Annotated in this window: 20 protein-coding genes; 6 read left to right on the forward strand and 14 right to left on the reverse strand. The window is 73.7% G+C overall.

The features are described from left to right. Positions 1 to 23: 23 nt before the first annotated feature. On the reverse strand, positions 24 to 791 hold the full coding sequence (gene map, locus ACIO5E_RS32740; RefSeq protein ID WP_400674898.1) for a type I methionyl aminopeptidase: 768 nt from the start codon (positions 789 to 791) through the stop codon (positions 24 to 26). Positions 792 to 1,015: 224 nt separating this feature from the next. On the opposite strand from map, the gene ACIO5E_RS32745 reads away from it, so the two are divergent. Further along, positions 1,016 to 1,285 carry a helix-turn-helix domain-containing protein gene (locus ACIO5E_RS32745; protein WP_400674900.1) on the forward strand — a complete coding sequence of 90 codons (270 nt, stop codon included), beginning with the start codon at positions 1,016 to 1,018 and terminating at the stop codon, positions 1,283 to 1,285. An 82-nt stretch (positions 1,286 to 1,367) separates the two neighbouring features. Here ACIO5E_RS32745 and ACIO5E_RS32750 read toward each other — a convergent pair whose 3' ends face one another. The 3 genes from ACIO5E_RS32750 to ACIO5E_RS32760 form a co-directional block, all read right to left on the reverse strand. Further along, on the reverse strand, positions 1,368 to 2,765 hold the full coding sequence (locus ACIO5E_RS32750) for an ABC transporter substrate-binding protein (protein ID WP_400674902.1): 1,398 nt from the start codon (positions 2,763 to 2,765) through the stop codon (positions 1,368 to 1,370). Between the two features lie 86 nt (positions 2,766 to 2,851). Continuing rightward, positions 2,852 to 3,763, reverse strand: a complete 912-nt coding sequence (locus tag ACIO5E_RS32755) for a carbohydrate ABC transporter permease (RefSeq protein WP_400674905.1) — start codon at positions 3,761 to 3,763, stop codon at positions 2,852 to 2,854. Next, positions 3,760 to 4,680, reverse strand: coding sequence for a carbohydrate ABC transporter permease (locus ACIO5E_RS32760; protein WP_400674908.1), 921 nt, complete (start codon positions 4,678 to 4,680; stop codon positions 3,760 to 3,762). Before ACIO5E_RS32760 ends, ACIO5E_RS32755 begins: the two co-directional genes overlap by 4 nt. Positions 4,681 to 4,919: 239 nt before the next feature. Here ACIO5E_RS32760 and ACIO5E_RS32765 point away from each other — a divergent pair, with 239 nt between their 5' ends. Continuing rightward, positions 4,920 to 5,594, forward strand: a complete 675-nt coding sequence (locus ACIO5E_RS32765; protein ID WP_400674911.1) for an SMI1/KNR4 family protein — start codon at positions 4,920 to 4,922, stop codon at positions 5,592 to 5,594. A 51-nt stretch (positions 5,595 to 5,645) separates the two neighbouring features. On the opposite strand, the gene ACIO5E_RS32770 is transcribed toward ACIO5E_RS32765, so the two are convergent. The 3 genes from ACIO5E_RS32770 to ACIO5E_RS32780 all read right to left on the reverse strand — a co-directional run bounded on the left by ACIO5E_RS32770 (position 5,646) and on the right by ACIO5E_RS32780 (position 8,520). Beyond that, the gene (locus tag ACIO5E_RS32770; protein WP_400674913.1) at positions 5,646 to 6,407 is read right to left on the reverse strand and encodes an SDR family NAD(P)-dependent oxidoreductase; all 762 of its coding nucleotides are present in this window, start codon (positions 6,405 to 6,407) and stop codon (positions 5,646 to 5,648) included. Then, positions 6,404 to 7,855: an MFS transporter gene (locus tag ACIO5E_RS32775; protein ID WP_400674915.1), complete on the reverse strand. Its 1,452-nt coding sequence runs from the start codon at positions 7,853 to 7,855 to the stop codon at positions 6,404 to 6,406. Before ACIO5E_RS32775 ends, ACIO5E_RS32770 begins: the two co-directional genes overlap by 4 nt. An 83-nt stretch (positions 7,856 to 7,938) precedes the next feature. Further along, positions 7,939 to 8,520, reverse strand: a complete 582-nt coding sequence (locus ACIO5E_RS32780; RefSeq protein WP_400674917.1) for a TetR/AcrR family transcriptional regulator — start codon at positions 8,518 to 8,520, stop codon at positions 7,939 to 7,941. Positions 8,521 to 8,669: 149 nt separating this feature from the next. Here ACIO5E_RS32780 and ACIO5E_RS32785 point away from each other — a divergent pair, with 149 nt between their 5' ends. Further along, positions 8,670 to 9,167 (forward strand): DoxX family protein, encoded by a 498-nt coding sequence (locus tag ACIO5E_RS32785; RefSeq protein ID WP_400674920.1) that lies wholly within the window; start codon positions 8,670 to 8,672, stop codon positions 9,165 to 9,167. 51 nt (positions 9,168 to 9,218) lie between these two features. On the opposite strand, the gene ACIO5E_RS32790 is transcribed toward ACIO5E_RS32785, so the two are convergent. Next, positions 9,219 to 9,515: an MTH1187 family thiamine-binding protein gene (locus ACIO5E_RS32790; protein WP_280686235.1), complete on the reverse strand. Its 297-nt coding sequence runs from the start codon at positions 9,513 to 9,515 to the stop codon at positions 9,219 to 9,221. 251 nt (positions 9,516 to 9,766) lie between these two features. Then, a complete protein-coding gene (locus ACIO5E_RS32795; RefSeq protein WP_400674982.1) occupies positions 9,767 to 11,248 on the reverse strand; it encodes a SulP family inorganic anion transporter in 1,482 nt (493 codons plus the stop codon). A gap of 1,024 nt (positions 11,249 to 12,272) precedes the next feature. On the opposite strand from ACIO5E_RS32795, the gene gcl reads away from it, so the two are divergent. Continuing rightward, positions 12,273 to 14,045 (forward strand): glyoxylate carboligase, encoded by a 1,773-nt coding sequence (gene gcl / locus ACIO5E_RS32800; RefSeq protein WP_400674984.1) that lies wholly within the window; start codon positions 12,273 to 12,275, stop codon positions 14,043 to 14,045. A gap of 144 nt (positions 14,046 to 14,189) precedes the next feature. Continuing rightward, positions 14,190 to 14,678 carry a glutathione peroxidase gene (locus ACIO5E_RS32805; RefSeq protein ID WP_400674923.1) on the forward strand — a complete coding sequence of 163 codons (489 nt, stop codon included), beginning with the start codon at positions 14,190 to 14,192 and terminating at the stop codon, positions 14,676 to 14,678. Between the two features lie 510 nt (positions 14,679 to 15,188). On the opposite strand, the gene ACIO5E_RS32810 is transcribed toward ACIO5E_RS32805, so the two are convergent. From ACIO5E_RS32810 to ACIO5E_RS32830, 5 genes are all read right to left on the reverse strand, one after another. Further along, the gene (locus ACIO5E_RS32810; protein WP_400674924.1) at positions 15,189 to 15,902 is read right to left on the reverse strand and encodes an alpha-ketoglutarate-dependent dioxygenase AlkB family protein; all 714 of its coding nucleotides are present in this window, start codon (positions 15,900 to 15,902) and stop codon (positions 15,189 to 15,191) included. Further along, positions 15,899 to 16,459: a hypothetical protein gene (locus ACIO5E_RS32815; RefSeq protein WP_400674927.1), complete on the reverse strand. Its 561-nt coding sequence runs from the start codon at positions 16,457 to 16,459 to the stop codon at positions 15,899 to 15,901. The genes ACIO5E_RS32810 and ACIO5E_RS32815 overlap by 4 nt, the downstream gene beginning before the upstream one ends. Then, positions 16,456 to 16,773: an Ada metal-binding domain-containing protein gene (locus ACIO5E_RS32820; protein ID WP_400674929.1), complete on the reverse strand. Its 318-nt coding sequence runs from the start codon at positions 16,771 to 16,773 to the stop codon at positions 16,456 to 16,458. Before ACIO5E_RS32820 ends, ACIO5E_RS32815 begins: the two co-directional genes overlap by 4 nt. Positions 16,774 to 16,785: 12 nt before the next feature. Further along, a complete protein-coding gene (locus tag ACIO5E_RS32825) occupies positions 16,786 to 17,511 on the reverse strand; it encodes a 2OG-Fe(II) oxygenase (RefSeq protein ID WP_400674932.1) in 726 nt (241 codons plus the stop codon). Positions 17,512 to 17,697: 186 nt separating this feature from the next. Further along, positions 17,698 to 18,453: a 2OG-Fe(II) oxygenase gene (locus ACIO5E_RS32830; RefSeq protein ID WP_400674935.1), complete on the reverse strand. Its 756-nt coding sequence runs from the start codon at positions 18,451 to 18,453 to the stop codon at positions 17,698 to 17,700. 349 nt (positions 18,454 to 18,802) lie between these two features. On the opposite strand from ACIO5E_RS32830, the gene ACIO5E_RS32835 reads away from it, so the two are divergent. Beyond that, positions 18,803 to 19,318 carry a methylated-DNA--[protein]-cysteine S-methyltransferase gene (locus ACIO5E_RS32835; RefSeq protein WP_400674937.1) on the forward strand — a complete coding sequence of 172 codons (516 nt, stop codon included), beginning with the start codon at positions 18,803 to 18,805 and terminating at the stop codon, positions 19,316 to 19,318. Positions 19,319 to 19,332 lie beyond the last annotated feature (14 nt).

The raw sequence follows: 19,332 nt of genomic DNA on the forward strand, positions 1-19,332 counted from the left end.
GCATGCCACCGGCCGGACGGGCCCTACCGCAGGGTCAGGATGCGCGGGCCGTCCTCGGTGATCGCGACGGTGTGCTCGATGTGCGCGGCGCGGCTGCCGTCGGTGGTGCGCAGCGTCCAGCCGTCCGGATCGGTGTCGTAGTCGTCCCGGCCGCCGGCGATGAGCATCGGCTCGATCGCCAGCACCAGGCCCGGCCGTAGCCGGTAACCCCGGCCCGGCCGGCCCTCGTTGGGCAGGTGCGGGTCCTCGTGCATGCGGCGCCCGATGCCGTGTCCGCCGAAGCCCTCGAGCAGGCCGTAGCGCCCGGCGCGGGCGGCGCTGCCGACGGCGTGGGCGATGTCACCGATCCGGTTGCCGACCACCGCGGCGGCGATGCCGGCCTCCAGGGCGCGCCGGGTGGCGTCGATCAGGGCCGTGTCCTCGGGCCGGGCGGTACCGACGATGAAGCTCACGGCGGAGTCGCCGGCCCAGCCGTCCAGGACGGCGCCGCAGTCGATGCTCACCAGATCGCCGTCGCACAGCCGGTAGCCGTTCGGGATGCCGTGCACGACGGCGTCGTTCACGGAGGCGCAGATGACGGCCGGGAACGGCACGGGGGCGAAGGACGGGCGGTAGCCGAGGAACGGCGAGGTGGCCCCGGCCGCCCGCAGCACGCCGCGCGCCACCTCATCCAGTTCCAGCAGGCTCACCCCCACCGCCGCCGCGTCGCGCACGGCGGCCAGCGCGTCCGCCACCACCCGCCCGGCCTCGCGCATCGCGTCCAGTGCGGCGTCCGACTTGATCTCGACCATGGTGACTCGTCTCCCTCGATCCAATTCTTATACCGGTATTTGTATCACGGTCTGCGGGATGGGGAGGCCGCCGGGCCGAGCGGAGGAGCGCGGCCCCGCGTCGGCCGGACGACGGGGAGGGCGGGGCGGGCGGCGCGGCCTCGGAGCTGGGCCCCGGGGTGGCCGGTCGGCCGGGGATGGCGATGGCGCCCGGACCGTACGGGGCAGGCCGTAGTATCGACCTCATGGTGAGGACTCCGCTGACCCCGTGGGAGCGCGAGCGTGGGGAGCGCTTCGGGGCGCTGCTGCGCGAGGCGCGTGGCGAGCGCAGCATGGTCGAGGTGGCGGCGGTGGCCGGTGTCTCGGCGGAGACGTTGCGCAAGATCGAGACGGGGCGGGCGCCGACGCCGTCGTTCTTCACCATCGCGGCGCTGGCGTTCGCGCTGGATCTCTCGCTGGACGAGCTGGCGGCCGCCTGCGTGCTTCCCGAGGACGGCGAAGCGCTCTCGGCGTGACGCTCCGGATGACGCTCGGCGTGACGCACGACGGCCCGCCCGGGCGGTGCTGCGCCGGGCGGGCCGTCGTGGAGCGGGCGGGTCAGCTCACGGAGCTGTTGTAGCTCTCGATCGCGGGCTGGAGCTCCTTGGCCGCGTCGGCGAGGGCCTGCTGAGCGGCCTTGGAGCCGGCGATGGTCTGCTCGATGGCGGTCTCCACACCCTTACGGGCCTGCGGCATCACGCCGAGCAGGCAGCCCGCGGTGGCCGGGGACGGCTTGGTGGCCTTGAGCTGGTCGATGGCGGTCTGGAACTGCGGGTACTGGGCCACCCACTCCTTGTCCTTGGGGTCGTCCAGGGACTTGCGGTTGACCGGGAAGTAGCCGGTGCCGGTGTGCCAGACGGCCTGCTGCTCGGGGGCGGTGACGAACTTCTCGAACTCCCAGGCCGCGCGCTTCTCGGCATCGGAGTGGCCCGGGCCGCTGATCCACAGCGAGGCGCCGCCGATGACGGGGCCGCCCTGGTCCGCGGCGGCGACCTTGGGGAAGGCCGCGGTGCCGACGGTGAACTTGGCGGCCTCGGTGTAGCCGCGCAGCACGCCGGTGGACTCCAGGTGCATGGCGACGGTGCCGGCCTTGAACGCGGCCTGGGCGTCGTCGGTGTTACGGCCGGTGTTGGCCGCGTAGCCGCCCTTGACCAGGTCGGCCCACCACTGGACGATCTGCGCGCCCTGGGCGGAGTCGAAGACGGCCTTGCCGGCCTTGTTGCTGCGGCCGTTGTCCTGGTCGCAGTACATGGTGCCGGACTCGGCGAGCAGCTGCTCGACGAACCAGCCGTAGATGGCGGCGCCGAAGCCGTAGCGGACGGTCTTGCCGTCGGCGTCCTTCTTGGTCAGCTTCTTCGCCAGTTCGCCGAGTTCGGCGAGGTCCTTGGGCGGCCGGGCCGGGTCGACACCGGCCTCCTTGAAGGCGTCGGTGTTGAGGTAGAGCAGCGGCATCGAGGAGTTGAACGGCATCGAGGCGAGCTTGCCGCCGACGGAGTAGTAGTTGCGGATGTTCGGGTCGAGGTCGTCGAGCGCGTAGCCGTCCTTGTCGGCGAAGGCCTGGGCCGGGACGGTCTGCTTGGAGTCGATCATGAACCGGGTGCCGATGTCGTAGACCTGCACCAGGGCGGGGGTGCCCTTCTGCTGCACCGCGGCCTTGTACTTGGCGACCAGGTCGTCGTACTTGCCCTGGAACTGCGGCTTGACCTCGATCTTGCCCTGGTGGGCGGCGTTGAACTGGTTGACCAGCCCGGTCAGGACCTCGGCGTTCTTGCCGGTCATCGAGTGCCAGAACTCGACGCCGGTGACGCCGGAGGCCTGGTCGAGCGCCTGGGCGCCGGGGGCGGCGTCGGAGGAGCCGCCGGAGCCGGAGCTGGAGCTGGAACCGCCGGAGCTACAGGCGGTCAGGGACAGGCCGGCCACCAGCAGGGCCGCGAGCGCGCGGGCACTCTTCTTCACGGGAGGTTCTCTCTCTGTCGGGAGGGACGTGCTCGGGAGAGCGGGAGGAGCGGAGCGGAGGGCGCGGAGCCGGTCAGCGGAGCCGGTCAGCGGACGGCGCCCGCGGTGAGGCCGCGGACGATGAAGCGCTGGCCGAAGACCACCAGGGCGAGGGTGGGCAGCAGCGAGAGCACGACACCGGCCAGGATCAGGCCCGGGTCGGCCATCTCGGAGTCGCGCAGCGAGGTCAGACCGATCTGCAGGGTCTGCATGTTCGCCGTGCGGGTGATGATGAGCGGCCAGAAGTACTGGTTCCAGGCGGACAGGAAGACGTAGATCGACAGTGCCGCCAGGGCGGGCTTGTTGAGCGGGACCACGATCCGCCACAGGAACCGCCAGTGGCCCGCGCCGTCGATCCGCGCGGCGTCGCGCAGTTCGCCGGGAAGTTGCCGGAAGGACTGCCGCAGCATGAAGGTGCCGAAGCCGGAGGCGAGGAAGGGCAGCACCAGGCCGAAGTAGGTGTTTCCGAGCCCCCAGCCCGACAGCGTCAGGTAGTTGGGGATGATGATGGCCTCCCACGGGACCATCAGCGTCGCCAGGAACACCCCGAACACCACGGCCCGCGCCCTGAGCGGCAGGAAGACGAAGGCGTACGCGGCCAGGATCGAGGTGAACAGCTGGGCGAACGTGATGACGGTCGCCACGATCGCCGAGTTGGCGTACTGCCGGGCCAGCGGGATGGTGTCGACGGCGCCGGCGAAGTTCCGACCGGTGACCGAGTGGGGCACCAACGCCGGCGGGTAGGAGGAGAGTTCGGACGGGCCCATGAAGGCGCCGGCGATCGCGTAGTACACCGGGAAGGCCACGGTGACGACGGCGACGGCGAGCAGCAGGTAGACGGCGGCGCGGCCGAGCAGGTCGCGTGGCGAGCGTCCGGCCAGGATGCGGGTGCGCGGGCGGCGTGGTGCCTCGGCCCCGCCCTGGGGCCCGGTTCCGGCCTCGGTGGCGGTCACGGTCATGCGTAGTGCACCTTCCGCTCCAGGACGCCGAACTGGACGGCCGTGCAGGCGAGGACGACCACGAGCAGCACCACGGCCTGGGCACTCGCGGTGCCGAAGTCGCTGGAGCCGTAGGCGAAGGCCTTCTCGTAGACGGAGTAGACGAGGGTCCGGGTGGCACCGTCCGGGCCGCCCTTGGTGAGGATGTGGATCTGGCCGAAACTCTGCAGCGCGTGGACGGTGGAGACCACGGTCAGGAAGAACAGGTTCGGGCCGAGCATCGGCACGGTGATCGAGCGGGCCAGCCGCAGGCCTGAGGCGCCGTCGATCCTGGCCGCCTCCAGGATCTCGGCGGGGATCGAGCCGATGCCGGCGGAGAGCACCAGGACGTTGTAGCCGAGACTCATCCAGATCGTGGTGACGGCGACCGAGAGCAGCGCGTAGCGGGAGTCGGTCAGCCAGCCGATCGGGCCGAGCCCGAGGTGCGAGAGCAGGCCGTTGAGCACCCCGCTGGCGGGGTTGAAGAACACCGCGAAGACCACGGACGCGCTGGCCACCGAGAAGGCGAAGGGCAGCGCGAAGGCGGAGCGCAGCAACCGCACGCCCCGGATCCGGTTCTCCAGGAGCAGCACCAGCGCCAGCGCGCCGAGGACGCCGGGCACCACCGTCAGCACCGTGAACAGGGCGGTGGTGACGAGGGTGCGCCGGAAGTCCGCCGAGGTCAGCAGGTCGGTGTAGTGCTTCATCCCGACGTAGCGGGAGGGCGCGCCGAACAGGTCGTTCGCGTGCCCGCTCAGGTAGATCGTCCGTCCCAGCGGGTAGCCGATGAAGAGGACGAACACCACCAGGGAGGGCAGCAGGAAGGCCCAGGCGAGCCCGTGCTCGCCCCAGCGGTTTCGGCGACCCGGTGGGGGCGCGGCGTGCGGTGCGGTCGGCATGGGGTGCGCGTCCGCCTTTCGTTGCGTCGGTTCCGGCCGAAACCGTGTCCTGCCCACACGACGGGCTGGAAACCCCACGGTGAGCAGTGAGTGTCGGCGGGCTTACGCGTTCGCGTCATATTCGGCCGGTCGTGCGCGGACGGGCGTTGGGGCAGGTCTCGAAAGCGCGTCGGGGGCTCGTCCCGGGGTGATGGACGGGCGTGTCACGAGGTGTCAGTGGGGCGTCGTACGGTTCCCGGGTGAACGACACCGACTTCGATCTGCGGGCCGCCATGGCCGAATCCCTGCGGGGCCGTGCGGGCGCCTGGGCACTCGTCGAGGGCTTCGCGGCGCTCTGGGGCGAGCCGCTGCGACCCGGCGACGGCTTCACCGACGCCGAGCTCGACGCGGCGGAGCGGCGGCTCGGCCTGCGGCTGCCCGTCGCGCTGCGCGAGGCGTACCGGCTGTTCGGCCGCCGGGCGGACCTCACCAGCAACCAGGACGTGCTGCTGACGCCGGAGGAGTTGTTCGTCCAGGACGGCGCGCTGGCGTACCGGGCGGAGAACCAGGCCTGCGCGCACTGGGGCGTCCTGCTGGCCGACCTCGACCAGGAGGACCCGCCGACGGTGATCCGGCCGGACCTCGCGGACAAGTCGCAGGAGCGGTGGGAGCCGTGGGAGGAGCGCTTCTCGACGGCCGCCGTGGTGATGGCGATGATGGAGAAACTGCTGGAGGACCACGAGCTGACCGACTTCCTGGAGCCGGAGGACGAACTCCCCTCGGCCCTCCGGGAGTTGCCCGCCATCGGCCGGGGCTGCCGCTGGTTCGAGGGGCCGGGCGTGCTGGTGGTGCGGGTCGACGGCGCCTGGATGCTGGCCCGGGGCCGCAGCGCGGAGGCACTGGACGCGCTGCACGGGGAGGAGCCCGGGGAATGACTCGACGGCCGTGCTGGACACGGCCGTCGAGTCATTCCCGGCGAAGGACGGTCAGGCGCCGATGCCGCCGTCCAGGACGAGGTCGGCGCCGACGGTGAAGCCCGCCTCGGGCGAGGCGAGGTACAGCACGGCGGCCGCGATCTCCTCCACCGCACCGGCCCGGCCGACCGGCACGGTGTCCTTCATCCGCTCGGCCTTGCCGGAGCCGTCCTCGCCCGGCCGGGAGGACATGGCGGTGTCCACCGGGCCGGGGCTCACCGTGTTGATCCGGACGCCGTCGGCGATGTGGTCGCGGGCGGCGCTGCGGGTCAGCGCGGTGACGGCGGCCTTGCTGGCCGAGTAGGCGCCGAGGCCCCCGATCCGCACGTGGGCGCCCAGGTTCGAGGAGACGTTGACGATCGCGCCGCCGCCGTGGGCCCGCATGTGGGAGATCTGGTGCTTCATGGCGAGCAAGGTGCCGGTCACGTTGTTGCCGATGACCCGGTGCCACTCGTCCTCGTCGATGTCGGCGACCGGGCCGAGGGCGCCGAGCACCCCGGCGTTGTTGACGGCGACGTCCAGCCCGCCGAACAGCTCGACGGTCTCCCGGACCAGCCGGGCGGCGTCCTGACCGTTCGTCACGTCGCCGGCGAGCGCGACGGCCTTGCCGCCGGCCCGCTCGATCAGCTCGACCGTCTCGGCGAGCGGGCCGGCGCTGCGGCCGGCCACCGCGACCCGCGCGCCCTCCCCGGCGAAGGCGAGGGCGATGGCCCGGCCGATGCCGCTGCCGCCGCCGGTGACCAGGACGGACGTGTCGGCGAAACGCGTGGTCATGATGAGTACTCCTCGGTTCGGTTGGTGCGTGCTGGTGCGGAGGTGGTCTTGGTGGTGTCGGCGCCCTCGGTGCTCCCGGCCTCGACGGGCCCGTTCGATCGGCGGGCGAGGGTGGCGACCGCGAGGGCGGTGAGCGCCAGCCCGACGGCGGCCGCCGTGAAGGCCGCGGCATAGCCGCCGACCACGGTCGGACGGGTGGCGGCGAGCGCCATCAGGGCGGCGACGCCGGCGGTGGGGCCGAGCTCCATGGCGGTGTTGAGCACGCCTGCGGCGAGGCCGGTCCGCTCGGGCGGCACGCCGCCGGTGGCGAGCACGGCCGCGCCGGCGAAGGCCGCCGCGGCCCCGGCGGGCAGCAGGAGCAGCCCGGGCAGCAGCCCGCCGACGTACCCGCTCCCGGGTGCGAGCCGGGCCAGCAGGCCGAGCCCGGCGCCCGCCACGGCGAGCCCGCCGGCGGTGACCGCGACGGGGCCGTACCGGGCGGTCAACGGCCCGGCCAGGCGGCCGGCCGCCAGCAGCGCCCCCGCGTACGGCAGGAAGGCCGCGGAGGTGGCCAACACTCCCCAGCCACGGACCTGTTGGAGGTACAGCGCGAGCAGCAGGGAGGTCAGCGCGGTGCCGGCGGCGGTCGCCGTGACGGCGGCGAGCGCGGTGGCCCGGTGCCGGTCGGCGAGGAAGCCGGGTGGCAGCAGCGGGTCTGCGGTGCGCCGCTCGGCGGCGGCGAAGGCGAGCAACAGGAACAGCCCGGCGGCCAGCGGCGCGACCGCCTCGGGGCCTCGCCAGCCGTGCTCGGTGGATGCCACCAGGCCGTAACTGGCCGCGCAGACACCGGCGGTGGCCAGGGCGGCGCCGGGCAGGTCCAGGCCCGGGCGGCGGCGGCCCGCCGGTTCGGCGGTCGGCAGCGAGCCGGAGCGGGCGAGGCCGACGAGGGCGACCAGGACGGGGACGGCGAACAGCCAGCGCCAGGAGACGCAGGCGGCGACCGCCCCGGAGAGCAGGTTCCCGGCGGTGGCACCGAGCACCGAGAGGCCTCCCCAGGTGGCCATCGCCCGCCGGTAGTGCGCGGGTTCGGGATGCAGCGCCCGGACCACGGCGACCGCCGCCGGGGCGGCCAGGGCCGCGCCGACGCCCTGGGCGAAGCGGCTCGCCAGCAGGACGGGGTAACCGGGCGCGAGAGCGCAGGCGAGCGAGGCGGCGGCGAGCAGGACCAGCCCGACCCGCAGCATCCGCCGGCCGCCGTGGCGGTCGGTGAGCCGGCCACCGAGGAGCAACAGGGCGCTGAAGGAGAGCCCGTACGCGGCGCTCAGCAGCAGGACGCCGGACGGGCCGAGCCCGAACTCCCGGGCCACCAGGGGCAGCGGCACGGACAGGATCATGATCGTGAAGATCAGCGTGGCCTGCACGCCACCGAGCAGGGCGAAGCCTGGCCGGTCCGCCGTGGCGACGCTCATGGAAACCCCCCTCCCTAAATTGACCGTTCGGTCCAGTATCAGGACAGCAAAAGACGGCGACACCCCCACCGCCTTTCGATGCGTCAGTCGAGCAGCACCAGCGCCTGCTCGGCGGCGTCCCGCACCCGGGCCGCGCCGTCGGCGGTCCGGCCCAGCACCCGCATGCCCTGCATCAGCACCAGCAGCATCCGGGCCAGCGCCCTCGGGTCCCGCCCGGCGGGCAGTTCGCCCTGGGCTTCGGCGCGCACCAGGGCCGCGGTCAGCGCCGTCTCCACGTGACTGAGACTGGCCTCCACCCGACGAGCCGCCGCGGGGTCGTGCGGGGCGAGTTCGACCGCGGTGTTGGTGACGAAGCAGCCGCGCTTCAGCCCGTCCTGGGCCGAACCCTCCGCGTACCGGCGGACCACCGCGCGCACGGCCGGCAGCACCGGGCCGGGCTGGGACAGCTCGACCAGCAGCCTCGGGTCGGCCTGCTCGCCATACCGCTCCAGCGCCCGCAGGAACAGTTCGTGCTTGCTGCCGAAGGTGGCGTAGATGCTCGCCCGGGCGATCCCGAGCTCCTCGACCAAGTCGGCCATCGAGGTGGCCTCGTAGCCGCGCCGCCAGAACAGCTCAAGCGCCGCCTGGAGCACGGCGTCCGGGTCGAATTCCTTCGTTCGCGCCATGAGAGAACGCTAACCCTTTCCAGACCGAACGGTCAAGAAATGCCCCAGGGGTTGACGCCGAGAAAACTGACGGAGCATTGCCAAGTGGACTAGACCAAAGCTACCCTTGCCGCCCCCGTACCTCCTTCCCCCACAGGAGGCGTTTCCCCGTGCCCGCGAACCTTCCCACCATCCCCCGGCAGGCGGCCGACGCCGCGCGCCCCCTCGTCCTGACGGCCTTCCGGGTCGTCGTCGGCCTGCTCTTCGCCTGCCACGGCGCCGCCTCGCTCTTCGGCGTCCTCGGCGGGGCCAAGGGCGGCGGCACCGTCCCGCTCGGCCAGTGGCCCGGCTGGTGGGCCGCACTGATCCAGCTGCTCGGCGGCGCCCTGGTGCTGCTCGGCATCGGCACCCGGACGGCCGCCCTACTCTGCTCCGGCTCGATGGCGTACGCCTACTTCACCGTCCACCAGGAGCACTCGCTGCTGCCGCTGCAGAACGGCGGCGAGCCCTCCGTCATGTTCTGCTGGGCCTTCCTCGCCATCGCGGTGCTCGGCTCCGGCCCGTACGCCCTGGACCGGCTGCTGGTCCGGCGCGCCGCGGCCGAGCCGGTGACCGAGCCGGCGACGGAACCCGCACCGGCCGGCGTGCAGCCCGGCCCGACCGGCTGATCGGCCCGCAGGCCCCAGGCGGCCCCCGGCCGAGCGACCGACTGTGCGGGGTCAGTGCTCGGACAGGTGCCGCTCCACCGAGGCGACCTTGGCGGTGAGCCCGTCGGTGACCCCGGCCCGGTCGTCGATCTTGATGACCGTGCTCACCCGGCCGCTGTAGGCCTTCACCGCCTCGATCGCCTCCCGGATCACCGGCATCACCTCGTCCCACTCCCCCTCGATGCTGGTGAACATCGCGTCGGTCCGGTTGGGCAGCCCGCTCGCCCGGACCACCCGGACGGCGGCGGCCACCGCCTCCCCCACGTCCTCGCCGATCCCCAGCGGGGTCACCGAAAAGGCTGCGATCACGACTCTGCGCTCCTTCCGCCGACGGCCCTCGCCGGCGGCACTGGTCGCGGGGCGGGCCCGGGCCGGCCCCGCCCCCGCGAAACCCACCCCGGCGGTGACACCCCCGGGGGGGGCCGGGGGGCGGCCCCCCGCGGGGGGGGGGCCGCCCCCCCCCCCCCCGCCCCCCCCCCCCCCCCCCCCCCCCCCCCCCCCCCCCGGGGGCGGGGCCCCCCCGCCCCCCCCCCCCCACCAGGCTAACCACACGCGGGCGTTCACACGACGGTCGGCAGCGGCGGCTCGACCGCGAGCGGGGCGGTGGAGCGGGCCCGGTGCTGGGCGGCCCACGAGGTGAGGGCCAGCGTGCAGGCGTGGTCCAGGTGGCGCAGCCCGGACCAGTCGAGCTCCACCGGCCGGTCGGCCGGCAGCCGCTCCAGGGTGTCCAGCAGCCGGGGCAGCCGCAGGAAGGTCGCGTTCCCGCTCAGCCGGACGCGCAGCAGTTCCTCGCCGGACGGCAGGACCGGCTCCTCCACGCCGATCTGCAGGTGCGAGGTCTGCCAGGCGGACTTGACCACGGCCAGGCCGATGCCGATCAGCACCCCCTCGAACAGGTCGGTGGCGATGACGGCGGTCGCCGTCACCCCGAGCACCAGCGCCTCACCCCGGTGGCCGCGGCAGAGCGCGGCGATCCGCCGCAACGGGACGAGCTTCGCGCCGGCGTGGACCAGGACGGCGGCCAGCGCGGTGAGCGGGACGAGCCCGAGCACGCCGGGCAGCAGCGCGGTGAACAGCAGCAGCCAGGCCCCGTGCAGGGTGCGCGAGGCCTTGGTCCGCGCCCCCGCCTGGACGTTGGCCGCGCTGCGGACGATCACCGCGGTCATCGGCAGGGCGCCGAACAGCCCGCAGACGGTGTTGCCGACGCCCTGCGCGGTCAGCTCGCGGTCGTAGTCGGTGCGCCGGCCGTGGTGCATCCGGTCGACGGCGGCGGCGCTGAACAGCGTCTCGGCGGAGGCGATCAGGGTGAAGGCGACGACCGTGCCGAGGCCGGCGGTGCCGACCAGCGCACCCAGTGCGGCGCGGTCCGGCAGGTGGACGACGTCGAGCAGGCCGGACACTCGGACCCTCGCCACCGGCAGGTCGGCGAGGGCCGTGACGGCGGCGGCCAACCCGACCGCGGCCAGCGGTGCGGGGACGCTGCGGGCGACGCGCCCGGGCAGGTACTTCCAGGCGACCAGCACCAGCAGGGTGGCCAGCCCCAGGGCGACCGCGCTCGGAGTGGCCGCGCCGGTGACCGCGTCCGCCAGCAGGGCGGGCAGTCCGGCGATCTTCTCCGGCCCGGTGGCCGGGGCGCGGCGGTCGGCGAGCGCGTACACCTGGCCGAACAGCAGCGTCAGTCCGATGCCGGCCAGCATGCCGTGCACCACCGAGGCGGACATCGCCCGGAACCAGCGGCCGAGCCGTAAGGCCCCCATCGCGATCTGGAGCAGCCCGGTGCCGAGGACGAGCAGGCCGAGCGCGCCGACACCGAAGCGCTGGACGGCGTCGTAGACCAGGACGGTCAGGCCGGCGGCCGGACCGCTGACCTGCAGGCTGCTGCCGGGCAGGAGTCCGACCGCCAGGCCGCCGACGATGCCGGTGACCAGCCCCAGCTCGGCCGGGACACCGGAGGCGACCGCCACCCCGACGCAGAGCGGCAGGGCGACCAGGAACACCACCACCGAGGCGGGCAGGTCGTGGCGCCAGGGGACGGCGCGCAGCGCGGCGAGCGGGAGCCGGCGGCGGCCCGGCGGGGCGGCCCCGCGGGGGCGGCCGGGTGGGTCCTTGCGGCGGCGGGGCGGTCGGCTCACCCGGTCACCACCGGGGGGCGGGCAGGGAGACAGCACATGGGGACACGTTCCTTTCGCGCGCCCGCCGCTGCGGGCGCGCTGTCGCTGGGCAGGAGGTCGCTGGGCAGGGGGTATCTCCGGAGGCAGAGGGTCGCCGACGGCAGGGGGCACCGGCGGCGGGCGGTCACCGGCGGGCCACCGGATCGGCGGCGGCCGGGCGGAGGTAGCGGGGTGTGGCAGGGCGGGCGCGGCGGAGCGGGCGGTGGACCGCACGGTGCAGGCGACAGCGGTACGACCGCGGGTCCGGACGGACCGGACGACGGCGGCGGGTGTCGGGTCGGTGCGGTCAGGGGGTGCGTCCCTCGCTCGGGTGCGGCGGACCGGGCGCGCTGGTCCTGGACGGGACCGGCCGCTGGAGCTCCCCCGCTCCCGGACGCCCCCAAATCCCCCTGCCGCGGCCTCAGTTGGACGTCACGGGCCCGGCGTGGCACCGACGGTACCCAGCGGCGCGGGGCGAGCCGACCTCGAACACCGTCCCTTCACCCGCACTGCACACCGGCCGCGCTTTCCGGCCCGGAACGGCCGCTTCCCCGGGCACACCAGCACGATCGGCGGCCAGGTGTACGAAGCAGGCCCGCGCAGCACCGTTTGCAGCAAGCGACGAGCCGGCCGACCCGGAGGGCGCCCGGCACTGGAGGAAGCGGCCATGGCCCGGCCGGAGCCACCGTGGCAGCCCGGCCCGATACCCGGACGCCGCACCCCCGCACCCGCGGCGACCTGCGGTTTCGCGCCCCGGAGTCGACTTCCACATTCTGTTGAAGCTCCCCTTGACGCCCTGGCAGGCCCCGCCGTACCGTGTTTCCGCATACAGAAACCGTTCTTCCGTATGGTGGAATTCTGGAGATGAGCCCTCCGACCCACTGCGGGCCGACGCAGGAGAAACCCGATGCCTCGTATGACAGCCGCCCGCGCGGCAGTGGAGATCCTCAAGCTCGAAGGCGTTGACGTCGCGTTCGGCGTGCCGGGCGCGGCCATCAACCCGTTCTACGCCGCGCTCAAGGCCTCCGGCGGGATCAGGCACACGCTGGCCCGGCACGTCGAGGGCGCCTCCCACATGGCCGAGGGCTACACCCGCGCCAAGGCCGGCAACATCGGCGTCTGCATCGGCACCTCGGGCCCGGCCGGCACCGACATGATCACCGGCCTGTACTCGGCGATCGCCGACTCCGTCCCGATCCTGTGCATCACCGGTCAGGCCCCGGTCGCCCGCCTGCACAAGGAGGACTTCCAGGCCGTCGACATCGCCTCGATCGCCAAGCCCGTCACCAAGGCCGCCACCACCGTGCTGGAGGCCGCGCAGGTCCCCGGCGTGTTCCAGCAGGCCTTCCACCTGATGCGCTCCGGCCGTCCGGGCCCGGTTCTGATCGACCTGCCGATCGACGTCCAGCTGACCGAGATCGACTTCGACCCCGAGGCCTACCAGCCGCTCCCGGTCTACAAGCCGACCGCCAACCGGATCCAGATCGAGAAGGCCCTCGCGCTGCTCCAGGAGTCCGAGCGCCCGCTGATCGTCGCCGGCGGCGGCGTCATCAACGCCGACGCCGCCGACCTGCTGCGGGAGTTCGCCGAGCTGACCGGCGTCCCGGTCGTCCCGACCCTGATGGGCTGGGGCATCGTCCCCGACGACCACGAGCTGAACGCCGGCATGGTCGGCCTGCAGACCTCGCACCGCTACGGGAACGAGAACTTCCTCGCCTCGGACTTCGTCCTGGGCATCGGCAACCGCTGGGCCAACCGCCACACCGGCGGCCTGGACGTCTACACCGCGGGCCGGAAGTTCGTCCACGTCGACGTCGAGCCCACCCAGATCGGCAAGATCTTCGCGCCCGACCTCGGCATCGCCTCCGACGCCAAGGCCGCGCTGGAGCTCTTCGTCCAGGTGGCCGGGGAGCTCAAGGCCGCCGGCCGACTCAAGGACCGCAGCGAGTGGGCCGCCTCCACCCAGGCCCGCAAGGCGCAGCTGCAGCGCCGCACCCACTTCGACAACGTGCCGATCAAGCCGCAGCGCGTCTACGAGGAGATGAACAGGGCCTTCGGCCCGGAGACCCGCTACGTCACCACGATCGGCCTCTCCCAGATCGCCGGCGCGCAGATGCTGCACGTCTACCAGCCGCGGCACTGGATCAACTGCGGCCAGGCCGGCCCGCTCGGCTGGACCATCCCGGCCGCGCTGGGCGTCGCCACCGCCGACCCCGAGGGCCAGATCGTCGCGCTCTCCGGCGACTACGACTTCCAGTTCATGGTCGAGGAGCTGGCGGTCGGCGCCCAGCACCGGATCCCGTACGTCCACGTGCTGGTGAACAACTCGTACCTGGGCCTGATCCGCCAGGCGCAGCGCAACTTCGACATCGACTTCCAGGTCAAGCTGGAGTTCGAGAACATCAACACGCCGGAGCTGGGCGTCTACGGCGTGGACCACGTCAAGGTCGCCGAGGGCCTGGGCTGCAAGGCGATCCGGGTCACCGAGCCCGAGGGCCTGCTGCCGGCCTTCGAGGAGGCCAAGAAGCTGGCCGCCGAGTTCCGCGTCCCGGTCGTCGTCGAGGCGATCCTGGAGCGGGTCACCAACATCTCGATGGCTGCGGCCGACATCGACAAGGTCAACGAGTGGGAGGAGGTCGCCGCCCTCCCCGAGCACGCGCCGACCGCCATCAAGCCGCTGGCGCTCTGACCGGCTGCGAGGGAGCGTACGAGCCGCTCCGTACGCCCCCTCGCACCCGGAACACCGGCGGCGCCGGCACGGTTGAGCCGTCCGGGGCCGCTACCGTGTGCCCGGGCGAAAACCCGCTGCCAACCTGCCGAAAGGACCACCACCGTGAGCCTGTACGACATCCCGCTGCGCACCCTCGCCGGCGAGCCCACCTCGCTGGCCGACCACAAGGGCAAGGCCCTGCTGATCGTCAACGTCGCCTCCAAATGCGGCCTGACCCCGCAGTACGCCGGTCTTGAGCGGCTCCAGGAGCGCTACGCCGGGCGCGGCTTCACCGTGCTGGGCTTCCCCTGCAACCAGTTCGCCGGGCAGGAGCCGGGCAGCGCCGAGGAGATCCAGACCTTCTGCTCCACCACCTACGGCGTGACCTTCCCGCTGTTCGAGAAGATCGACGTCAACGGCGAGGACCGGCACCCGCTGTACCAGCAGCTGACGCAGGTCGCCGACGCCGAGGGCCAGGCCGGCGACGTCGCCTGGAACTTCGAGAAGTTCCTGGTCTCCCCGGACGGCACCGTGGCGGCCCGGATCCGGCCGCGGGTCGACCCGGAGGCGGACGAGCTGACCGCCGCGATCGAGGCCGTGCTGCCGGCCTGACCCGACCGCCGACGGACCGGCCCCGGGCACCCGCCCTGGGGCCGGTCCGTCATTCCCAGGGTCCGTCGAGCAGCCCCTCTCGATTGCCGAGTCGGTCTTCGACTGAACGGAGCCGACAGACCTGCGCACCACTCATGTCCGTTCGCATGGGGGGTTCGTCGACCGGACCGTCGAAAGGGCCGTGGAAAAACCCGAGCTGCTGGTGCCGGTGCGGCAGCAGCGGCTTCACAGGCCTGGCCGCCCACCGACCGCGCCCGGCCCGGCCGACATCACCAACTCGCGCTGCTTCCAGGGTGCGGGGGCCGTGCCGCGGCGGTGGCAGGCGGCGAGGTGGGTGTCGGTCATGCCGGTGGCTTCCATGAGGGCGAAACATGCCGGTGGGGCCGGTGCAGGTGAAGCCTTGGGCGCGGAGGGCGGCGGCGAGGGCGCGGGAGTCGTCGGTGGCGGTGGGGATGTCGGCAGCGGTGCGGGGCTCGGTGACGGTGCCGAGGCCGGCGGCGGGCAGGGCGGTCATCGGGTGGCTCCGGGCGGTTCGGGCGTGGGGTCGGTGAGGCCGGTGACGCGCAGGGTGAGGTTGAGGCGGCCGGCGGTGAGGCCGGTGGCGGGGTCGCCGGTGCCGGGCAGGACTTTCGGCACGGCGTGGTACACGAGGCGGGAGGGGCCGCCGAAGACCAGCAGGTCGCCGGAGGCGAGGGTGAGGTCGGTCCAGGGCCGGTTGCGGTGGTCGGTGTTGCCGAGGCGGAAGACGCAGGAGTCGCCGATGCTGAGGGAGACCACCGGGGCGAGGGACTTCTCGTCCTTGTCCTGGTGCATGCCGAGCCGGGCGTCGGCGTCGTAGAAGTTGACCAGCGCGGCGTCGGGTTCGTACGCGGCGCCCTGCTCGGGGTCCCGGTAGGCGTCGGCGACGGCCCGCCGTCCGAGGTCGGCGAGCCAGCTGGGGAACGGGGCGACGCGGCGGCCGTTCACGTCGTCGGCGGTGCGGGTGTAGGCGTAGGGCTGCCAGTGCCAGCCCAGGCACACCGTCTGTACGGACATGACGCCGCCGCGCGGCAGCCGGGTGTGCCGGATCGGGACCGGCCCGGTGGCCCAGGCACGGCAGGCGGTGACCAACTCGCGCTGCTGGTCGGGGGTGAGCCAGCCGGGCAGGTGGACGGCGCCCGGCGCGATCTCGCGGCGTTCGTAGTCGGCGGGCGGCGGGCCGAACAGGGCGGGGGTGGTGTTCACGCGGCGCCGCCGGGCTCGATGGGCGGGAAGGAGTCGGTCCAGCCGCGTTCGATGCGCCAGGTGCCGCCGTCCGCGCTCGCGCCGCGCACGCCGTCCAGGACGCCGTCCCCGGCGAGCGCGACGGCGGCCGGCTCGGCGAGAGAGGCGAAGCCGAAGGTGCGGTCGGGGCGCCAGGGCGTGCTGTGGGCGAGGCGGCGGGCGAGCTGCGCCCAGCCGAGCGGGGCGGCGGCGATCACGAGGGCGTCGGGTTCGCGGTCGGTGAGGCGGTGGGCGGGGCGCAGCCAGGAGGCGGCCTGCTCGGGCCAGTCGACGACGGCGAGGACGGTGTGGCCGGCGGTGCGCCAGGCGTCGGCGAACGCGGTGGCGGCGTCGCGGGAGGCGGTGTCGCGGCTGTGTCCGATCGTGACGCTGTGCAGGCGCGGGCGGCGGTGGTCGGTGAGCAGGCGCAGCAGGGAGGCGAGTTCGGCGGCGGTGTGCGGGGCGGGCGCGGGCAGGGGCCCGTAGGCGGTGGCCGCGGGGGCGGGGAGCAAAGGGGAGGGGACAGGGCGGGTGTTCACGGGGTGGTGGTCCTTCGGGTTTTCCACTGCCGGTACTTCTCGGGCAGGCACACGGCGCAGGGCCGGTAGCCGGCGGCGATCGCGGTGGTTTCGTCCGGGAAGAAGACGCGGTGGCGGACGTAGTGGCCGGCGGCGATGGCGCGCAGGGCAGAGGGGCAGTCGAGGCGGCCGTAGAGGCGGCCGGGGCGGTGGCCGCCGAGGGTACCGGGGGTGGTGCTGGGGTAGGGGCGGTTGTCGGGTCCGGTGAGGGTGTAGGTGCGCGGCGGCGCCGGGGTGGTGCTGTCGGCGGGGGCGGGTATGCCGTCGGTGATCACGGTGCCGGTGTGTCAGGCGTCGTGGAAGACGAGGCCGAGGGCGTGGCGGCGGCCGGTGCGCACGGTGCTGACGCCGTGGCGCACGGGTGCGGCGTAGTGGCCGCGGGCGGAGGGGACGGGCCGGTCGCGGGTGGTGAAGATCAGGCCGTGGCCCTGGGGCAGGACGGTGGTGGTGCCGCGGGACTGGGCGCGGGGGCGCTGTTCGACGAGGAGGAACTCGCCGCCGGTGTAGTCGGTGCCGTGGGCGTCGAGGCCGATGACGACCTGGAGCGGGAAGAGGAGGTCGCCGAAGACGTCGCGGTGCAGGGCGTTCCAGTCGCCCGGACCGTAGCGCAGCAGGATCTGGGAGCTCTTGTCCTGACCGGCGGCGTGGCACATGGCGGTCCACTCGGCGAGGGTGTCGGGCCAGGGCGCGGGACGGCCGAGCCTGTCGGCCCAGGTGCGGGCGACGGTCAGCAGGCGGGGGTAGAGGGCCTCGCGCAGGGCGGCGACGGGCTCGGGCAGGTCGTGGGTGAAGTAGCGGTACTGGCCGGAGCCGAAGCGGTGGCGGGCCATGTCGACGGTGGTGCGGAACAGTTCGGGCCGCTCGTGGAGGGCGGCGATCTCGCGGCACTGGTCGGGGTCGAGCAGGCGGGGTGTCAGGGCGCATCCGTGGGCGTCGAGTTCGCCGGTCAGGGCGTTCCAGTCGGCGGTGTCGAGTGCGCGCTCGGCGGCGGTCGGGGCGGTGGCTGTGGTCACGGGGTGTCCTCGGGTGCGGGTCAGGCGGCGGCGCGGGCGTGGGTGTGTTCGTGGCCGAGGAGCCACTGCTCGGCGTCGGTTCGCGTCGCGGCTGCACACCGCCTGGTGGCGGCTGTCCTCGGTCATCACGGTGTTCACGGCGTCTATCGGTGGAGGAGGGGTTCGGGCGGGGAAGGGGCGCTTCGGTCAGCGGGCGTTGTGGAAGATCACGCCGAGGGTGGTGCGCCGTCCCGCCTCGACGGCGTTGGTGCCGTGGCGCATCGGGTGGCGCCGGTAGCCGCGGCTGCCCTGGGCCGGGCGGTGCTGGACGGGGAAGATGACGGCCTGGCCCAGCTGCGGGCGCACCACGCTCGCGCGGGACTGGGATCGGGGCCGCTGCTCGACGAAGACGTTCTCGCCGCCGGTGAAGTCCGTACCCGGCTGCTCCAGCATGATCGTCGCCTGCAGCGGGAACACCAGGTCGCCGTACACGTCCTGGTGCAGGCAGGCGTAGTCGCCCGGCCCGTAGCGCAGCACCAGCGGGGTCGGCCGGTGCTGCCCGGCCGCCGCGCACTGGGCGTGCAGTTCGGCGAGCGTCGCGGGGAAGGTCCGTTCGCCCAGGCGCCGCGCCCACTCATTGGCGATCCGCGCCAGCGGCGGGTACAGCAGCTCGCGCAGCTCCCGGACCGCCGGCACCGCCGCCGGGTCGGCGTAGTACCGGTAGGTGCCCCGGCCGAAGCCGTGGCGCTGCATCACCACGGTGGAGCGGAACAGGCCGTCGTCGTCGATGGTGTCGGCAACCTGGCGGCACTGCTCGGGCGACAGCAGCGGGCCGGTCAGCGCGACGCCGTCCCGGTCCAGTTGCTCCTGCACGTCCTGCCAGTCGACCGCGGCGAGCGCGGGCAGCACGACGGGGGCCGGGACGACGGGGGCCGGGGCGGGGGCGAAGAGGGTGTCGTTCACTGGAGGGTCCTTCGGCGTGCGGGGGGATGTGCAGGGGCAGGGTGGCGGACTGCTCGAGGGTTTCGATCGTCGCCCGGCCGGGGGCCGGGTGCTGGCGGCATTCGGACGTCGCGTCCGGGCGGGGCGGTGTCAGGCGGGAGCGCAGCTCTGGCCGGAGAAGCTCAGCGACTCCGGAGCGGGGCGCAGACAAGGCTGCTTTCCGCACACGGGCCCCACCAGGGCCCGCTGCCGCGTCCGGGACGGGGGTCGCACGAGGACGGCCGGAAGGTTTTTCCGGACCGGATCTCACGTTCCGCCGACCCGGACCGTCTACGGGGTGAGGAAGAAGGAACGGACAGGAGAAGCGACCATGGACACCACCCGGCACACCGTCGCCGGCACCCGGCTCGGCGCGATCACCCTCGTCACCGACGGCGGCGCCGTCACCGGCCTGTACTTCCGCCACCACGTCCGCCGCCCCGACCAGCAGACCTTCGGCCCCGCGGTCGAGCCGGCCGAGGACCCGCTGCTGGCCGAGGCCGCCGAACAGCTCCACGACTACCTCGACCGCCGCCGCACCGGCTTCGACCTGCCGCTGCGTACCGGCGGCGACGACTTCCAGGAGAAGGTCTGGGCCGCGCTGAAGGCCATCCCCTACGGAACCACCACCACCTACGGGCGCCTGGCCGAACAGCTCGGCGACCGCAGCCTCGCGCAGAAGGTCGGTCAAGCCGTCGGCGCGAACCCGCTGTGCATCCTCGTGCCCTGCCACCGCGTGGTCGGCGCCGACGGCTCCCTCACCGGCTACGCCGGCGGCCTGCGGCGCAAGCAGGAACTCCTCGAACTCGAGGAGCCGGCCGAGGTCTCCGCCTCGCGCCTGTTCTGACCCGCCACCAGCGA

This window comes from Kitasatospora sp. NPDC087314, from assembly GCF_044744365.1.
Lineage (GTDB): Bacteria > Actinomycetota > Actinomycetes > Streptomycetales > Streptomycetaceae > Kitasatospora.

What these genes read in the sequence shown, in the direction of transcription:
- map (WP_400674898.1), bottom strand. Translation starts at nt 791, where the DNA reads ATGGTCGAGATCAAGTCGGACGCCGCACTGGACGCGATGCGCGAGGCC.
- ACIO5E_RS32745 (WP_400674900.1), top strand. Translation starts at nt 1,016, where the DNA reads ATGGTGAGGACTCCGCTGACCCCGTGGGAGCGCGAGCGTGGGGAGCGC.
- ACIO5E_RS32755 (WP_400674905.1), bottom strand. Translation starts at nt 3,763, where the DNA reads ATGACCGTGACCGCCACCGAGGCCGGAACCGGGCCCCAGGGCGGGGCC.
- ACIO5E_RS32760 (WP_400674908.1), bottom strand. Translation starts at nt 4,680, where the DNA reads ATGCCGACCGCACCGCACGCCGCGCCCCCACCGGGTCGCCGAAACCGC.
- ACIO5E_RS32770 (WP_400674913.1), bottom strand. Translation starts at nt 6,407, where the DNA reads ATGACCACGCGTTTCGCCGACACGTCCGTCCTGGTCACCGGCGGCGGC.
- ACIO5E_RS32775 (WP_400674915.1), bottom strand. Translation starts at nt 7,855, where the DNA reads ATGAGCGTCGCCACGGCGGACCGGCCAGGCTTCGCCCTGCTCGGTGGC.
- ACIO5E_RS32780 (WP_400674917.1), bottom strand. Translation starts at nt 8,520, where the DNA reads ATGGCGCGAACGAAGGAATTCGACCCGGACGCCGTGCTCCAGGCGGCG.
- gcl (WP_400674984.1), top strand. Translation starts at nt 12,273, where the DNA reads ATGACAGCCGCCCGCGCGGCAGTGGAGATCCTCAAGCTCGAAGGCGTT.
- ACIO5E_RS32835 (WP_400674937.1), top strand. Translation starts at nt 18,803, where the DNA reads ATGGACACCACCCGGCACACCGTCGCCGGCACCCGGCTCGGCGCGATC.